This window comes from Paenibacillus sp. N3.4 (assembly GCF_008017805.1).
Classification (GTDB): domain Bacteria; phylum Bacillota; class Bacilli; order Paenibacillales; family NBRC-103111; genus Paenibacillus_E.
On record NZ_VRTT01000065.1, the window covers coordinates 24,744 to 41,890 of the forward strand.

16 protein-coding genes and 2 pseudogenes are annotated in these 17,147 nt (G+C 42.0%); 5 read left to right on the forward strand and 13 right to left on the reverse strand.

Annotated elements, in window-relative coordinates; genetic code table 11:
• Positions 1-175: 175 nt before the first annotated feature.
• Positions 176-864: pseudogene (locus FU659_RS26040) on the reverse strand (response regulator).
• A 456-nt stretch (positions 865-1,320) separates the two neighbouring features.
• Here FU659_RS26040 and FU659_RS26045 point away from each other — a divergent pair.
• Positions 1,321-1,689, forward strand: coding sequence for a c-type cytochrome (locus FU659_RS26045; RefSeq protein WP_187274404.1), 369 nt, complete (start codon positions 1,321-1,323; stop codon positions 1,687-1,689).
• A gap of 40 nt (positions 1,690-1,729) precedes the next feature.
• Here FU659_RS26045 and FU659_RS26050 read toward each other — a convergent pair whose 3' ends face one another.
• Positions 1,730-3,943, reverse strand: coding sequence for a heavy metal translocating P-type ATPase (locus FU659_RS26050; RefSeq protein WP_261808055.1), 2,214 nt, complete (start codon positions 3,941-3,943; stop codon positions 1,730-1,732).
• Between the two features lie 223 nt (positions 3,944-4,166).
• Between FU659_RS26050 and FU659_RS26055 the strand changes: the two genes are divergently transcribed.
• A complete protein-coding gene (locus FU659_RS26055) occupies positions 4,167-4,700 on the forward strand; it encodes a YcnI family copper-binding membrane protein (RefSeq protein WP_147950255.1) in 534 nt (177 codons plus the stop codon).
• Positions 4,701-4,797: 97 nt separating this feature from the next.
• On the opposite strand, the gene FU659_RS26060 is transcribed toward FU659_RS26055, so the two are convergent.
• The 5 genes from FU659_RS26060 to FU659_RS26075 all read right to left on the reverse strand — a co-directional run bounded on the left by FU659_RS26060 (position 4,798) and on the right by FU659_RS26075 (position 9,446).
• Complete coding sequence (locus FU659_RS26060) at positions 4,798-5,187, reverse strand: cupredoxin domain-containing protein (protein WP_147950243.1); 390 nt, start codon at positions 5,185-5,187, stop codon at positions 4,798-4,800.
• A gap of 228 nt (positions 5,188-5,415) precedes the next feature.
• Positions 5,416-5,994: a hypothetical protein gene (locus FU659_RS26065; RefSeq protein WP_147950244.1), complete on the reverse strand. Its 579-nt coding sequence runs from the start codon at positions 5,992-5,994 to the stop codon at positions 5,416-5,418.
• Between the two features lie 102 nt (positions 5,995-6,096).
• A complete protein-coding gene (locus FU659_RS26070) occupies positions 6,097-6,861 on the reverse strand; it encodes a PepSY-associated TM helix domain-containing protein (RefSeq protein ID WP_261808056.1) in 765 nt (254 codons plus the stop codon).
• A 68-nt stretch (positions 6,862-6,929) separates the two neighbouring features.
• Complete coding sequence (locus tag FU659_RS37680; RefSeq protein WP_261808057.1) at positions 6,930-7,193, reverse strand: PepSY domain-containing protein; 264 nt, start codon at positions 7,191-7,193, stop codon at positions 6,930-6,932.
• Between the two features lie 1,053 nt (positions 7,194-8,246).
• The gene (locus tag FU659_RS26075) at positions 8,247-9,446 is read right to left on the reverse strand and encodes a DHH family phosphoesterase (protein WP_147950245.1); all 1,200 of its coding nucleotides are present in this window, start codon (positions 9,444-9,446) and stop codon (positions 8,247-8,249) included.
• Positions 9,447-9,890: 444 nt separating this feature from the next.
• Between FU659_RS26075 and FU659_RS26080 the strand changes: the two genes are divergently transcribed.
• Positions 9,891-11,096 carry a COG4705 family protein gene (locus FU659_RS26080; protein WP_147950246.1) on the forward strand — a complete coding sequence of 402 codons (1,206 nt, stop codon included), beginning with the start codon at positions 9,891-9,893 and terminating at the stop codon, positions 11,094-11,096.
• 310 nt (positions 11,097-11,406) lie between these two features.
• On the opposite strand, the gene FU659_RS26085 is transcribed toward FU659_RS26080, so the two are convergent.
• The 5 genes and pseudogenes from FU659_RS26085 to FU659_RS26105 form a co-directional block, all read right to left on the reverse strand.
• Positions 11,407-12,177 (reverse strand): ABC transporter permease, encoded by a 771-nt coding sequence (locus FU659_RS26085; protein WP_147950247.1) that lies wholly within the window; start codon positions 12,175-12,177, stop codon positions 11,407-11,409.
• A complete protein-coding gene (locus FU659_RS26090) occupies positions 12,178-12,936 on the reverse strand; it encodes an ABC transporter ATP-binding protein (RefSeq protein WP_147950248.1) in 759 nt (252 codons plus the stop codon).
• 15 nt (positions 12,937-12,951) lie between these two features.
• Complete coding sequence (locus tag FU659_RS26095; RefSeq protein ID WP_147950249.1) at positions 12,952-13,302, reverse strand: DUF1048 domain-containing protein; 351 nt, start codon at positions 13,300-13,302, stop codon at positions 12,952-12,954.
• 12 nt (positions 13,303-13,314) lie between these two features.
• Positions 13,315-13,663: pseudogene (locus tag FU659_RS26100) on the reverse strand (DUF1048 domain-containing protein).
• On the reverse strand, positions 13,660-13,968 hold the full coding sequence (locus FU659_RS26105) for a PadR family transcriptional regulator (RefSeq protein WP_315971359.1): 309 nt from the start codon (positions 13,966-13,968) through the stop codon (positions 13,660-13,662). Before FU659_RS26105 ends, FU659_RS26100 begins: the two are co-directional and overlap by 4 nt.
• Positions 13,969-14,385: 417 nt before the next feature.
• On the opposite strand from FU659_RS26105, the gene FU659_RS26110 reads away from it, so the two are divergent.
• Together FU659_RS26110 and FU659_RS26115 are read left to right on the forward strand one after the other, a co-directional pair.
• Positions 14,386-14,961, forward strand: coding sequence for a sigma-70 family RNA polymerase sigma factor (locus FU659_RS26110; RefSeq protein ID WP_147950251.1), 576 nt, complete (start codon positions 14,386-14,388; stop codon positions 14,959-14,961).
• Positions 14,954-15,727, forward strand: coding sequence for a DUF4179 domain-containing protein (locus FU659_RS26115; RefSeq protein WP_147950252.1), 774 nt, complete (start codon positions 14,954-14,956; stop codon positions 15,725-15,727). The genes FU659_RS26110 and FU659_RS26115 overlap by 8 nt, the downstream gene beginning before the upstream one ends.
• 301 nt (positions 15,728-16,028) lie before the next feature.
• Here the strand turns inward: FU659_RS26115 and FU659_RS26120 are convergent, their stop codons facing one another.
• Positions 16,029-16,712: a phosphotransferase gene (locus FU659_RS26120; RefSeq protein WP_315971357.1), complete on the reverse strand. Its 684-nt coding sequence runs from the start codon at positions 16,710-16,712 to the stop codon at positions 16,029-16,031.
• Positions 16,713-17,147: the final 435 nt, after the last annotated feature.

The following is a 17,147-nucleotide window of genomic DNA, read 5'->3' on the forward strand; positions in this document are numbered from 1 at the left end:
AAAGACTCAGCATTTGGATGACAGAATAGTTTTTAAAGTTACTTAATTTGCGTAGATTTCGAATATTAAATCCAATATTATTCAAAATTCACTTCCTTTCATATTTTCTGATATCGAGTTTTAATAGCATAAATAGTAAAATGACTAAAACTCGCAAAAAATCCCGAGATATCAATTATGATATCTTCGGGATTTTTCTTGTTGCAGTCGTTCGACCAATTGATTCAAAACCGTGTTCTTGCAGCCACCGGCTTTCCTTATCGTCATGGTTGTCCATTTGCAATTTCTGCATAATGTTTTTAAGATGATTTTTCACCGTATGCTCCGATATACCCAATCCATCCGAAATTATTCGGTTAGATTTTCCACTTGCGACCCATTCCAGTATTTCTCGTTCTCGACCTGTGATAAGCGCATTGGGTGCCTCGTGTTTTTCCACAGGTGTAAATTCCTGTAGTAATCGCAAGGCAAGTTCCCTGGACATAGGGGCTTCGTCTACAGCAATAGCTTTAAATATTCATGCCAGGAGTTCGGACTCAAATTTTTAAGCAGATAACCCTGCGCTCCTTTTTTCAAAGCTTCAAACAAATGTGTAATATCATCGGATACAGTGACCATTACAATTTTGACGTAGGGAAATTTTTCTTTTATTTGCTTCGTAGCCTCTAAACCATCCATTTGCGGTATGTTAATGTCCATCAAAATTAAATCTGGCATCCATTCTTCTGTAAGCTTGATCGCCTCTGCACCACTTCTTCCCTCTGCAACGATATCGAAGGAAGAATCCATACTTAAAATACTATGGATACCTTCCCTGGCAAGGTGGTGATCATCTACAATTAATACCCGAAAAGGCTGATCCATCAGGATGCCTCCTTCCAAATTCCTACGTTTGTTTACCATCAGAATTAATTTGAAACATCCAACCGTAATTTTCTATATAACTAACTATACGCAATAAATTCAAATTCAAAATGACTCGAAAGAGCCATAATGCATGTTTTAGCGTAAAACCTTCATGAAATGTTCAAACTCGCTTAGCTGACATAGCACTTTCTAGTCATGTCAGACTTGTAATTGCTAGTTATAATAGCATGGAACATTCCTGATGGGATTTTTTGATAGTGAGGTTTTGACTGAAGGAAGGAGCCGTTTATCATTTCATTTATGCAAGCAACTCACCGATCGTGAGGAAAGCACCTGGTTTCACACTCCAGAACTTGAAAGGGCAGAATGTAAGTTTAAGTGAATCTACCGGCAAGGAAGATATCGAAAGAAACATAGCTTAATTGACTAAATAACAAGAAGGAGTCTCCAACAATGAAGAAAAACTGGATTATGTTCGTGCTTTTCTGTTCAGCAGCTATTCTCGGTTTAGGCATATTATTTGAAAAAGCTGCAACACATAAAGCCACAGAGCAAAAAGCAGAAACAGCTGCTAAAATGCCTGCAGTTACTCTAAATGCTGATATGGCTCAAACGATATTTAAACAAAACTGCATGTCCTGTCATGGAACTGATCTCCAAGGCGGTGCAGGTCCCAATTTGCAAAAAGTTGGTAGCAAGCTTTCTCCTGAACAATTGTACAAAAAGATAGAAAGCGGCGGTGGTATGATGCCATCTTTTAAGTCAAAGCTGAGTAATGAAGAAGTTGCGAATCTAGCCAGCTGGCTAGCTGAGAAGAAGTAGATTGCATGAAGCTGCCATCCTTTTGGGATGGCGGCTTCATTTAATTTCGCCAAGATGCGCCTTGTAGTCTTATAGCGTTTGCAACAACGGATACAGAACTCAGCGCCATAGCCGTTCCAGCGATCCAAGGCGTCATAAAACCCATGAAGGCTAGTGGTATAGCCAAGACATTATACATTAACGCGAAAATTAAATTTTGACGAATGTTGCGCATCGTCTTATGGCTCATAACAATGGCATCCGCAACGCCCCCCAAGTCATTATGAAGCAAGTTTACGTCTGCTGCTTCCTTGGCGATCTCCGCACCGGTACCCACAGCAATACCAATATCTGCGGCTGCCAGCGCCGGGGCATCATTCACGCCATCACCTACCATCGCTACACGTTTACCTTTTTGCTGCAACGTTCTTATCAAATGTACCTTGTCCTGCGGCAGCATTTCCGCATAAATAGCTGTTATACCAGCTTTTTCAGCTATTGTATTGGCTGTTCTTAGTTGGTCGCCGGTCACCATTGCGATTTCTATACCCAGTTTTTTCAACCGTCGTATGGCTTGAGGCGTAGATGGTTTTAATGTGTCCATGAGGGCAATAATTCCTGCAGGCGCACCGTTCACCGCTGCAAACAGTACCGTCTTTCCTTCTATCTCTATTTGTTCTGCTACTTGAGCAAACCTCTCCATGGAAATCCCAGTCTGACTCATAAAAGTTTTAGAGCCGATAAGAATGTCGTGTTTATCTACTTGCGCCGTCACACCCAAACCAGCTATTGCTTGAGAGGAAGCAGACTCTTTGACCTGAAGTCCACGCCTAACAGCTTCTTTCACAATCGCTTTTGCATAGGGATGCTCCGTTCCTTTCTCAGCAGCAGCAAGCATACGAAGAAGGCGCTGTTCCTGACCCGGATCTGTGATGATATCTGTAACCCGGGGAGATCCATGGGTGAGTGTTCCCGTTTTATCCAGTAAAACGATATCGATCTGCTGCAATTGCTCAACATATTTGCCTTCTTTAAATAAGATACCCGACTCCATAGCTCGGCTCGTACCCACCAATATTGAAGTTGGCGTCGCTAACCCTAAAGCGCAAGGGCAAGCGATAACGAGTACGGCGATTGCTTTGAACAGCGCTCCTTTGAAGTCCCCCGGATTAAGCCAAAAGGACCAAACACACATAGTGAGCAATGCAAGCACCAGAACTGAAGGAACGAACACCGCCGCGATGCGATCTACATATCGCCCGATCTCAGCCTTAGAGCCCTGTGCTTCCTCCATCAAATGGATCATTTTGCCCAAAGCAGTATTTGGTCCAAGCGCAGTCACTTGCATAGTAATGACACCGTCCATATTAACGGATCCACCTATCAGACCGTCATATTGACGCTTCTCAGCAGGTATGGACTCTCCGGTAACGAAGGACTCATCAATGGCAGACTTGCCACTTATAACTCGTCCATCCGTAGGAACAACTTCTCCAGGAAGGATCAGGAGTGTGTCCCCAATTTTGACGTTATTTAAAGTTATGGTCTCTGGGTGGTTCTCACTTCCGATGATTGTAACTGTTTGCGGACTTAGACGGCGTAGTTGATGAATGGTCTTCATACTTCTTTCTTTGGCGGAAGCTTCTAACCATTTACCAAGCAGCACGACAGTAATAATCATGGCGCTTGTCTCAAAATACACCGCATGAGGGTCAGCTCCTCCTGAATGCAGCATGTGCATGGTCATGTAATGACTGTACAAGTAGGCGCAAGTCGTACTAAGGACGATAAGTACATCCATATTGGCACTTTTGCTTCTTATCGCCTTCCAAGCATTAAAGTAAAATGGAGCACCTATAGCAAACTGAACTGGCGTCGCGAGCGCCCATTGAAACCATGGCTGAAGAAACAGGTCAGGAATCCAAATTCCGGATGTCATCGTATAATGACGAACCATTGCCCACAAAAGAGGAAGTGTCAAAAGCGCAGAAACAAGTAATTTTGCACCTAAACCAAGTACTGTTTTCTTAGACTCTCTCCCTTCTTCAAACTTTCTCGCTGAATATCCCAATTGCTCGATACGCTCAATAATTCGCCCTCTAAGCACAGAATCGGAGTCCAACACTAACGCGGCCCGTCCCAACGGTAAATTGACTGCGATTTCATGAACGCCAGTCATCTTGCCAATGACTTTCTCAATACGCGCTGAGCAAGCTGCACAAGTCATCCCCTCTATTTCTAAGCTTATTTTTTGAAGCGCTGAATGTTCATTCAACTTCTCCACCTCCCATACAAATCACCGTACTTACTTGCAACTATATGGGGTATGATCTAGGATCATGCTAGATTCGTTGTAACTTTTTAAATCGAGATTAATTGCAAATATCATCATATGGACAAATATATGGCTTAAAATAGCTCTTTCGAGTCATGCTGTTTTTTTGTTGCTATTTGCAGGCATCGCAAGCGCACATGTTGTTGTGTATCCACAACAAACCATGCAAGGATCTTACGAAAAGTTCACTGTTCGTGTTCCTACGGAAAAAGAAGTTCCTACTGTTAAAGTAGAAATTAAAATTCCAGCTGAGGTGGCCGTCTCTCGCTTTGAACCTATGGCGGGATGGAAATATGAATTGACCAAAGATAGCGCAGGTAAAATTGCGAGCGTCGTTTGGACAGCAACGACTGATGGGCTTTCTAGCACTGAATTCGGCGAATTCAATATGCAAGGAAAAGTAGGAGATCAAGCAACATCCATCTCTTGGAAAGCATACCAAACTTACAAAGATGGAAGTGTCGTTGAATGGATCGGGGCAGCAGGTTCAGACAAGCCTGCATCCGTTACAAACGTAAATCCAAAACCAGCGGCTGCTAAAATGGATTCAGATGGACATGATCATGGTGGTGGTGCTGTCGCAGCTGCTCATGACGAGGATACTGGAAACTCTAAGCTTCCTCTTTATCTTTCAATTGCTGCACTTGTACTTGGAGTTTTATCTCTTATTACTTCCTTGTTAAAAAAAGGAAAGTGATAGCTGTGTCATGAAAAAAGATCGTTTCATTCCTGTAAAGGTTGAAACGATCTTTTTTAGTTTTACCCATTCATACAGAATCTCTACTGAACTTTCTTTATTTCACAGTTAATGTCCCATAGTACATATACATGCCACAGTGAAATTTATAGGTCCCCGGCTTTAAATCTTTTAAAGTTGTGATGTTATCTCCTTTTTCCAAATAGACATCTATTCCCAAATCAGGGGAGCCAACGCTTCTGATACAAGTAAAGCCACTTCTTTTTTTAAAATTTAATTTTGTTGGCACTCCTGCCTGAACTTCGATGTTAGCAGGATAAAAGCCATCATCTTTTACATTTATCGTAGCAACTTGATAACCTTCATGCTGCGTAATTACGGGTTCTTCGGCTGATGACTCGGTATGCTGAAAATAAAATAGAGCAAAGATAAAAAGACATATAATAAGGATTCCCGAAATTAGACCTATCTTTGAGTACTTTGTCATATGCTTTTCCCCCTTTCGCTGTCTATATACTGTATATAAAAAACAACCTACGCCAATGATCGGCAAGGTTGATTATACACCTTATCATTAAATTAGAATGACTCCTTGGTGCTAATAATATGAATGATTAGTGAATATTTGTTTTGTACATCTGCCTATATCTAATTAGATGCTGCTTCGATCTGAGAAGCATTAATAATCGTACTATTTAGTGAATCATAATTCATATTACCCTGTTAGAATTTCTTCAGTATCTAACAACCTATATAAAACCAACATCGAAACTGCCAAAACAATATCCATGAAAATAATTGAAAGTGTAGGGAAATCTGAGATCACCATAACTCCCAGCATCGCCCCCATCATACCTCCCATTAAGCCTGCTAACATACCATCCAGTGAAGCAAGAAGATGTAGTGACTTACCGGATACATAACCAATAATCATCCCAAAGGTGACTCCAATAACGGTTGAAAGAAATAATTTTTCCATCACAATTCCGGCTATTGTACCGACAAGCAGGCTTGATACCATAGCAATCGTCATTGCTGCCATCATACCCGTCATTTTAGATAGAAGTGTGCTCTTTGATCGTAAGTGAAAAATGAGAACAACTACTACTAACAGGACGAAAATGAGAGATGCAATACTTGTATTCATCGTTAATTCAGATGGTCCCATTTGGATCTCTGTTGCTGAGTCTCCACCGTGCTCATGAGCTGCTGCTGGTAAAACATGAGAAAATAAACATAATATCATGCATAAACCACATATTTTGAAATAAATGCCTTTTATTAATCTTCTCAATAGACTTTCACCTCTTTTTAAAAATAGACAATTTTCCATACGCCACGTTATATCCTATAAAGATGATACTCAACTCATTACTCTTTATTCTGAAGAACCAAATTAACCTAGTAGCTGTTTTAAGGCTGGTACTCTTCGAATAACTAATGAATCCAAGATCAAAACGATTAGCAAGGAAATTCCAACAAGTGGAAAGACTATACCTAACAGATTGGTGATAACCGCGACCCATTTGACCATTTTAAAATCCTTTGGCAGAGCTGGAGATCCTACTCTTCCCTCTGGTTTTCTCAACCACCACATAACAACTCCGCTAACAGCAACTAGAATAATGCCGAGACAAACCATCAAGCATATAATTTGATTAGTCACTCCAAAGTACTCACCTTGGTGCAGTGCGATGCCAATCGTTACGGCTTTAGCCATGAAACTGAAGTCCTTAAATCGCTGATCCGCCAATACTTTCCCACTATATTGATCAATATGAAGGGTCGTTTGTTTCTTTAGATCTGCTGTCGTTGAATAGATGGTATACACACCTTTCTCATCTGCTGGAAGAGCAATTTGATAACCTGGTGCCAGTTCCATATTTTTGCCAATACTCATCACTTGCTCAATAGAAATGGAACCACTCATACCTGAAGTAGAATTCGGAATTGGAAGTTGCTCTGCAGCCCATGGAACACCGTTTACCACATCTTTGGTCGGGATAGTCGATTCTGGCTTTTGTGGATCAAATGAGAAAAATCCCTGAGGATATGTAGCTGATTTATTGATATATGTACCCAAAATACCTGACCATGGTAATCCCGTTAGTATCAATGCCGCGATGAACAGAGATAACCAAAATGCCGTCACAGCGTGCATATCGCGCCAGAATACCCGCTTCCCTCTATTTACGCGTGGAAGCACGATACCATAAATTGATTTTTTGCCTAGTTCATTTTCTTAATTTGCTCTTGCACTGTTAATTGCTGTAGTCCTGGTTGTACGTAATAATAATCCTTGTACATCATGGACTCAATTTGCGGCTTAAATAAATAAATAAATAAATAAATGCCACCGGTCACAGCCAAAATAACCAAGAAAGGCGCAAAGATCATACCTGCATAAAAATGCCACCTCCATATGGCTGCATATAAATTTTTTATCTTAGTCGTTTGTTGCCCTCCACTTACCATTTCAACACCAATACTCATGGTTAGATAACTCTCCCTTTCCTACACAGATCAGAATGTGGTTTTTTATCAAATTAATACTTTGGTAAAAACTCATTAAGTGTCCGTTAAAAATAAAATTTTAGAATGACACCAATAAATAAAACAGCGGCAACCATGGACGAGAAAATAAAGTCCAAGACTGCCGCTGTTTTATTAAGCTATCGTTCTGTGTCCTTTCGATAGATGATGATAAATAAACACTTATACCAAATTATACCATAATCTTGCCGTTGTTGCGTTAATCTACCCTTTAGCTGAGCGCGCTCTTTTAAACTTGTCGGCAATCGGACTATGTTCATGTCACAAATCGGCAATCGGATCAAGTTTTTGACACTGAGAATTGACAAGAACTTGGTGTTCGGCGACACAAACATATGCGCTTTTTCTTTCGGATTGACAAAAAAACTACAAGCTTTACTACACCAAACTTAAAAGGCTGCTCTCTCATTGATATATGATGAGAAGAACAGCTAGTTACTCAAACTTGATTTTTGGGGATTCCATTTAAACCTGGAACATAATCAGCGGCCTTCTCGCTCGTTAAGGTTTGTGCTTCCTCAAGGAAATTGGCGTGATTCTGTTGATTGTTTTTACTATCTGCTCGGTTATTTTCCCACAACTCACCTTCACCACATTTCCCATCATAGGTCTCTGATAGTCCACTCGAGTTTTAATATTGGCACAAAGTGGCTGATTTTATTACTCCTTAAATGAGTACACTATTTATGTTTTTAATTCCTCAGATGGGTGGGCTAATGTCATGACAACACACGATCAACAACAAGAAAATCACGCTAAGGACCAAAGAGACAACAAACCAAATCATGGTAAAAGCAGAAAAAAGAAGAAGTAGAAATAATGGAATATATGTTGAAAACATAATACAGGTGGTTAACAAAAGCACACAAAAAAGCCCAGGGAATGTTTGTCCTTAGGGCTTTAAGTGTGTTTTATCAGAAACCATCATATATCCTCTCAAAAAAACAAGCAAAGCCAAAGTAGCTGAAACTACCTTTACTTTGCTTATTTTACTTACAAATTCTCAAGGCTATTTGCTTTTCGTGTGGCCATATGCTCCATTAGAAATGAAACATACGTTTCATCTCGAACTAACCATGCTGCATAATCCCTTTTGACGTAACGCTCTGCCTCTTCGAAAGTAGAAAAAAGTTGATTGGACTCGACCCCGTCCACATCAACTACCCATCTGCCTCCCGATGGAAAAATAAACACTTGTTGTTCATTTCTATTTTCATAAAGTGATCCATAAACGGAATTTTTCATGTTAAATGTATTTTTATTCGCATCTGCGCGAATGGGTTCCATCTGAAATGACTTCGCTACATAACATTGATAGGCTTCGTCTGTCATAGAGCAACCGGAAGCTTTAGAATGGCCTCCTCCTCCATAAAGACCCGCAATTTCCGAGACGTCGATGTGCTCGTGAATCGTTCGAAAGCTTATCTTTTTACTGCCCATATTCAAGATTGCGATGTAATCCAAATGAGGATTTTCTTTGCCCAAATCGTTTCCAAGTTCAGAATGATAAGATTCCGCATGAACTATACCTACATGATGATCATCTATACGGGATTGGATGATTTCTCTCTTTTTTCTGTGCACATAGCGTTCGATTTTTTCTTCTTCCATATCTAAAATTTTTTCTTCAAAGGGATCGAACGCAAAGTGCTCGCTTTGCTGAATGCGCGACACCATTTTTTCCTCGAATTCTTCGATGGAAATTAGATAAAAGAGGTCGTTTAATCGTTTGGCAACAATGTTTTCATTCTGTTCCCATTCCCATGTATCATACTGACGGACCAATTCGACGAACTTATCTAATCCCTTCATTGGCTTCATCAATCCGTTCTGGATCAGATACTCATAAAATAGAGAAGTTGCAGATGTAAGTTTTCCATTTTCATACGCGATCTGAATAATTCCCCATGGATATATGTTTAAATGGAGCGAGGTTTTATGATGATCAATAAGTTTTACTTTTCCACCCGATTTCACAAACTCGTTAAGCCCATGTTCATTCGTTTCATCCACGGATAAGTCTGTGATAAACAAATGGCTCTTTTTTCTTGATTTTTCTAAAAAGCGTTTTACTTGTAGATTCAACCCTCCGACAGAGTTATAACGGATTTCTACCTTTTCACCAAATGCTAATCGAGCTATTATACCGCAACCTACTCCATCCAGATCATTATGAGTATACAAATGATACAAGGGTACACCATCCTGTTAATATTTTCCATTATAATACCCTCTATCAAGTCACTTTATTCGATGTTAATGGATAGAAAAATACCCTTGTTTAATGAATTTTCCTGCTTTTTCTTCCTGCTTCTGTTGTCCGAGCAGGCTGCCGAATATTGACGGCAGCCTCGTCCTGGTTTCTTATTGAACGCTAACGTTTCTCCGTTAGTGTAGCGGATGAGACACAATCAGACCTAAAAAAATGTTCGGGCAACTATAGAGAACCTTACCATAAATTACGTAGTTTTTTTGTGTAATTGATAATAGTTTTTAATGTTGCTCTCATTTCATTTTATTAATATTGTTTTAAACTCACTATAACGTGTTTTTCTAAAAAACAGGTATCCTTTTATAGATTGAGGGAAAAATAAAAAATAAGTTGTGGGAAACCACTGTAAAGAAAGGAAATTATATATGAAAGCAAGTCAAAACAAATTGAAAATTTTACTTAGCAAAGTACCAGAAGTTACTATTTTCTTCTGGATAATCAAGATTTTATGCACAACTGTCGGTGAAACATTTTCCGACTTCTTAAATGGCAACGTTGGATTAGGTTTAACTCTCACTACAATAATTATGGGGATAGCACTTATCGTTGTATTGTATTTTCAATTCAGAGCAACTAAATATGTCCCTGGCATTTATTGGCTAACCGTTATACTTATAAGCGTATTCGGAACATTAGTAACCGATAATATGACAGACGGATTCAAAGTACCGCTTGAGTTTAGCTCGATAGTTTTCTTCGTACTATTAGGATTAACTTTTCTTTTTTGGTATCTTAGTGAAAAAACACTCTCCATACACTCGATTCGCACAAGAAAGAGAGAAGTTTTCTATTGGCTTACCATTCTTTTCACATTTGCACTTGGTACAGCTGTCGGCGATTTGTATGCCGAAAAGGTTGGTCTTGGTTATCTTAACACAGCAATAACAGTCGCTATTATCATAGCTTGTATGTTTTTGGCATGGAAATATGCAAAACTCAATGCGATATTAGCGTTTTGGGTTGCATACATTCTTACTCGTCCACTCGGAGCATCATTAGGAGATTATCTATCTCAGCCGAAAAAATATGGCGGGTTGGAATTGGGGGCAACCGTTACTAGTATCATTTTTCTTATTCCTATTTTAGCGATTATCATTTTCCTTGCTGTTACAAAATTTGACACCATTGCAAAAAGCCAAACTATAGCAACAGACCAAACAAATGCAAGCAAGAAAAATGTTTTGGTGCAAACCATCACAGTATTGTGTATTTTATTAGCTGTTGGTATAGGCGGTTATGTTTGGAGCAGTAATAATATAGCTCCTCAAGCAGATTCTTCACAAGCTACATTGACTGGACAATTAACAGATTTTATTAAAATTGAAAATGATATGCTAAACAACGTAAACTCAAATGACTTTGCTTCAGCAAAAACAGGGGCCGACGATTTGGAACGTGCATGGGACACATCAGCATCGAAGCTTCAAAAAATAGATAACACAACATGGACCCAAATTGATGGAACTATTGACGCAGTATTAACGGCAGTTCGTTCAAAAAGCCCTGATGCCAATAAGTGCAAATCTGCACTTAACAATTCTCTTAGTATCTTAAACGGAGCAAATAAATAAAAATGAAAAACGGTCGTAAGTATCGGTGACCATAGGTAAGCATTTGATGTAATCTCCAGCTTTTCCTCCGGGTAGAGAGGCCACCCAACTGGTAGCCCGAACCCCCACAGAACCCGGCGTGCGGATTTCCCGCACCGGGCTCTTTATCCGATCAGACGGGATAAAAATCTTCGGTCGCCGTCCTCATGGTTTCCTGCACTTTCCCGATACTTCGCTTCAATCCGGGCATAATTTCCTCTCGTATTTACGCACTGTACCATCTCTTACTTGATGTTTTTGTTGACCACTATCATTTTAATGCCTGCAAACGTTAAGTTGCTTTCCGCTTGTATACGCGCATCGCAAACAGATATGCGACGATCAGTATCCCTAAGCACCACGCGAGCGCAACCCAAATATCATTTCCGACAGGTTGCCCCGACAGTAGCGCACGGATGGAGTTCACGATCGAGGTCACCGGCTGGTTTTCGGCAAAGGCGCGAACGACCGACGGCATCGACTCGGTCGGCACAAACGCCGAACTGATAAACGGCAGGAAGATAAGTGGATAGGAAAACGCGCTTGCACCTTCCATCGTTTTTGCGGACAGTCCGGCAATCGCCGCGACCCAAGTTAAGGCCAGTGTAAACAACGCGAGTATGCCTGCTACGGCAAGCCATGGCAGTATTCCCGCGGACGAACGAAAACCCATAATCAACGCTGCGAGAATGATGACGATCACCGATATGGCGTTGGACATCAGAGAGGTCAGCACATGCCCCCAAAGCAAGGCGGAACGTGAAATCGGCATGGTGTGAAACCGCTCGAATATGCCCCGCTGCTTATCCATAAACAGGCGGTAAGCCGTATAGGCTATTCCGCTTGCGATCGCCATAAGCAGTATGCCTGGCAACAGGTAATTCACATAGTTATCCGTTCCGGTTTGAATTGCACCTCCGAACACATAGACGAACAGCAGCATCATCGCAATTGGAGTGAGGCAGACCGTGATGATGGTGTCCATACTGCGAAAAATATGGCGCATGGAACGTCCAAGCATAACGCTAATATCGGTGAAGAAATGATTCTTTGCCTTCTCCATTTACTTCGTCTCCTTTTTACCGACGATTGAGAGGAAAATCTCTTCTAATGTCGGTTGTTTTTCGACATACTCCACCTTTGCGGATGGGAACAGCTTTTTTAGATCCGAGAGCGTGCCGCTGGCGATGATCCTACCCTCATGCAGAATGGCAATACGGTCGGCAAGCTGCTCAGCCTCCTCCAAATACTGCGTGGTTAGGAGTACCGTCGTGCCGCCGCCCGCCAGCTCCTTAACAATCTTCCAAACCTCAATTCGTGCCTCGGGGTCAAGCCCAGTCGTCGGCTCGTCGAGGAAAATAATCTGCGGATTACCCACAAGGCTCAAGGCGATGTCGAGCCTGCGGCGCATACCACCCGAATAAGTAGACGCCCTGCGGTCGGCGGCGTCTGTCAATCCGAAGCGTTTAAGCAAGTCGTCCGCAACCTGAAGCGGATTTTTGAGGTATCGTAGCTTGGCAATCATGATCAGATTTTCCCGTCCGGTCAAAATTTCGTCTACGGCGGCAAATTGCCCGGTCAGACTGATTGCCTGCCGCACATTCTCGGGTTTTGACGCGACATCAAATCCGTTTACAGTGGCGGTTCCGCTGTCTTGTTTGAGCAGCGTGGTGAGGATTTTGACAACTGTTGTCTTGCCCGCGCCGTTGGAGCCAAGCAGGGCGAAAATCTCACCTCGCTTCACTTCAAAATCGACGCCCTTTAGGACTTCTGTGTCCTTGAAAGACTTTCGCAGACCTTTCACTTCAATTGTTTTTTCCATCCCGATATCCCCCTTTCACTTTTTTTTATCCGTAACCTTTTTCATGGTCTTGTTACCTTCTTGGTCAACAGAATCTTGATAGATGTCAGCGTAAGTTTTTGAATCTCTGATTAGATCGTCGCAGAAAGCCGCTACGTCTCTGCCCGTCACTTCGAGCACGCCTTTCCCCAAGGCCGCGCCCCCTTCAAAAAGATCGATAATCCCCGAGAGCAAACCCGTCCCCTCGGTCAGCTCAAGAGGGCCGACCTTAAAGAGATATTTTTGCATCTCTTTATAAACAATCTGATAATCTTGCGGGAGCGCTTTGACACGCACCACGTGTGCTCGCCACTCTTTTTTGCCTTCGATGATATCTCGTATTTTCATTTTATCCTCCTCCTATTTACCTAATTTTTTAGCGATATTATTGTTGAGTTGCTCGCGCCACTTGTCGCGAATAGACTTCGCCCCTTCTTCACCGGCCAGCGCTGAACAGAAGCCTTTGATATCGTCACCCAAAACCTCTTGGACACTCTGACCGTCCGCCGCCGATTCTTCCAGCAGGCCAAGCACACCGTCAAGAATTGGCATGAGATTGCGACCGGTGAAATCGGAGTGCGGCCAAAGATTGACATTAATTTTTTCCCATGCCGCTTGATAATCAGCCGGCAGCTTTTTGACTCGCGATTCAAAAAGTCTTAAATTCTTTAGTCATGTCGCTGCCGGTGATTTTTTCCCAAAAATTCATTGTTCATTCTCCTTTAACTCGTTAATTTTTGAGGATACGAACTCCCATTTTTCCCAGAACCTCCGCAGCTCCTCGCACCCCGCGTCGTTGATCGCGAAAAACTTTCGCGGCGGTCCCATGTCGGAGGGCTTCTTGGTGATCTCCACCAACTTGTTTTTTTCAAGTCGGATCAGGATGGTGTATACCGTTCCCTCCACAACATCTGTGAAGCCGAGGGCGTTCAGCCGCCGCGTGATTTCGTAGCCGTAGGTTTCTTTGCGGCTTATAATTTCAAGGACGCAGCCCTCAAGCACGCCTTTGAGCATTTCCGTTAGGTTTTCCAGCACAATCACTCCTTGCTATTCTGTATGACTGGTATGAAGTATTACTTACTACTACTATAAAGTATCACGCAGTAGATGGTCTGTCAATAGCGTTTGCTCTGCCACGGATTTTACATTTTCACTATCCTGTCCTTTAGTTGAGAAAAGGCTGCCGATTTGCCGGCAGCCTTTATCTTGACGTTAATTGAACTATAGTTATCCGTCCCTAATCACCCGATTATCGCTTCCCCATTCAAAACAAGTTCACTTTCCCAAAAACCGACTGATGCAACTTTCAACGAAACGCGTTAGGCTAATTTTATTACAATTCTATTTCTGCTAGTTGATCTTTTTAAAAAAACTGAACCATTTTTCACGATGGAGCCAATATAGGGTGTATACAGTTTGGAGGGCCCTCAGATGAATGATCAAGAATTAAATCCATGGATAGATCGAGTGATTGAAGGGGATCAGGCGGCATTTGATGTCATATACGACCTAACAAAGAAAAAAGTGTATGCCACGGCGACGATGCTGATTCGCAATAAGGAAGACGTGAATGACGTTGTGAGCGAAGTTTACTGCCAGATGTTCAAATCATTACCGAGCTTTAACCGCTCACGTTCCTTCTCTTATTGGTTGAACGGAATCCTCATCAATCAAATCAACAATTGGCGCAGGCAAGTGTGGCGGAGGTTCCGCTTGTCGCAAAAGCACGACATGCTTCAGGAGCATCGTCCTCCAGAGCTCCCAGATGAGTTCCTGATCCAAAGCGAAGGACAGCAACAGTTGCTAGGTTTGATAAAGAAGCTACCCTATAAATTGCGTGTTGTAGTCTTATACAAATATTACTACGAATACAGCAACGACGAAATCGCTGAACTACTTCGTATTCCGGTCGGTACCGTCAAGTCACGAAATAGCCTAGCTCTGAAGCAAATTCGACAAAGATTCGGTACTCATCTAGTGCAGGAGGTCACGTTAAAAAATGTCTAAACAAAATGTAAACGAAGCATTGACGAGATATATGGAGGAGATTCAAGTTCCTGAAGAGTTAGATCAACGGATTCGGCAAAACTTTATTCAATATCACGCCCAAAAGGAGAACTCTCAAATGAAACTCAAGAAAAAAATATTTGCTTTCAGCGTAGCTGCTGCCATTCTGATCCCAACAGCTGCTTACGCGCTTAACAACTCTTACTTTAGCCAAAGTAATGTCAATCTTAACGGCTTGGTGGACAACCAAGTCAAGCAGGCTGCCGCAAAGGGCCTTACTGTTCCACTCGATTACAAAATTTCAGATCAGGGTGTGACTATTCATTTCACAGAGGTGTATACAGAAGATTCCAAAGTACTGTTGCATTACCGAGTCGAAAAGGCAGACGGAACGTTAGTGGCGTATGAATTTGATTCCCAAGGTTTAAATATACGTACTGACGGCAAGGAGAATGGCCAGCAGACCACGAATCCTACCTATAGTGTACCTGGACAGGAAGGCTTTAATGTATTGAACTATTTCGGTACTCCTAACGCTGATAATCTGCCGTTCTACCTTACGGATTCCAAAGGTAATAAACTGGATACAGGGATCGCCGATCAAGGCGAGCCAGAGGGGTTACTCGCGTTCATGACGGTTGGTCATAAGCTCCCGCAAGAGATGGTGCTACAAGTCAATGTGAATCGCATCGGTGGGACTAAGGGAAGCTGGAAAGGCCAGCTTCAAATCGATCAACTGAAGTCATCAACCCCAAGTGCCAAGTAATCCGTACTTTACAATTTCCAATGAAAAGCGTGGACACCTCATGAGTATCCACGTTTTTTTGTCGCGAATAAATCAAGTTTGAACCGGCGTCCCTTTTCATTGGTTTTGAGATTCATAAAGTATGGATTCAGCAATCGGTATGCCGGGACAGCAACCGTCAGTGCCTAGGTAAGAACTTTTATCACTTCAACAACAATCTTAGATCAATAAGCTATGCTGCCCGTTACTTGAATGAACTAAAAAAGAGCTGCTACAAGGCAAGCTCCTTTACTTTCGTTTGTCGTTAGCGAAATATTCGATTTTACATCCACTCTTCGAAATGATCTGTTACAAAAAGAATCTCATTCTTATAGTGCGCCAAGTGCCCCTCATCAACCATTTTTTGAAAGGCAGGATTCCCGTCGGCGGCACCATTTCTCAACGTATCACACAGTACTAGCAAACGTTGAAGAATCCACTGTCGCAAATTATTAGGGACGGGAATTCCATAAGATTCAAAAAACAAATGAATTCGCCGACGACGCTCTGCAGCGTGTATTTCATATTGGTATGCTACCGTTGTTCCAGTAAAATGGTCAGGTGCGAAACTCGCAAGCGGAACCGATGTGTACAGGGTGTACGCAATGTCCCACATACGCGGACCTGGGCCTGCCATGTCAAAATCAATCAGTGCCACAGGAGCCCCATTTTGAAAGACAACATTATATAATGCTGCGTCATTATGACAGATCACTTCGTGTTCGGCATCGTCGGCATAGCTCAGCTGCCATCTGTCCTCTGTATGGGGAGTGAACGCTTTAGTCGCATCATGGAAACGACGTAAAAGGCGTGCCAAACCCACAAGAGTTTCGTCTGACCACATATAGGGTACAAGTTTTGGATAATTGTTCCCTGGCACTTCTCCAGAAATAAATGTCAATATTTCACGACCAGAGTCATCAATTCCGAGTAATCTTGGTGCTCCGTCAAAGCTATGCTTTTCCAAATGTTTTAGTAGTTCATGAACATTCGGACTCCAATGACCTATAGGTCGACGAACTGTGTTCGACATTCGAACTATGTGATTTACATTACCGCCTTTTAACACTTCTTCCTGAGTCACTAAGTTTCATTCCTCGCTTTTCAGTGCGTTATCTATTGCAGATTTAGCCTGTTAGTTCTAGGGGCTACTCCACTAATAATAACAAAATGTTACAAGGCATTGCTTATAGAGAACAATTATAACTAAACTGCCCGTCCCTCGGTTTTAAGGGTTTATCTCGCATATACTCACTCATTCGCAGGATTTCGTCGCCTTGGGATACAGATGCTATTCGATAATTAAGCTCATTAGACATCATTAGACACCGTTATTCCAATCTTGGGCATGCGGGAACAGAAGAAGCGTATGGAACATTTCTCCAAGTGTTATTCTTCTGCA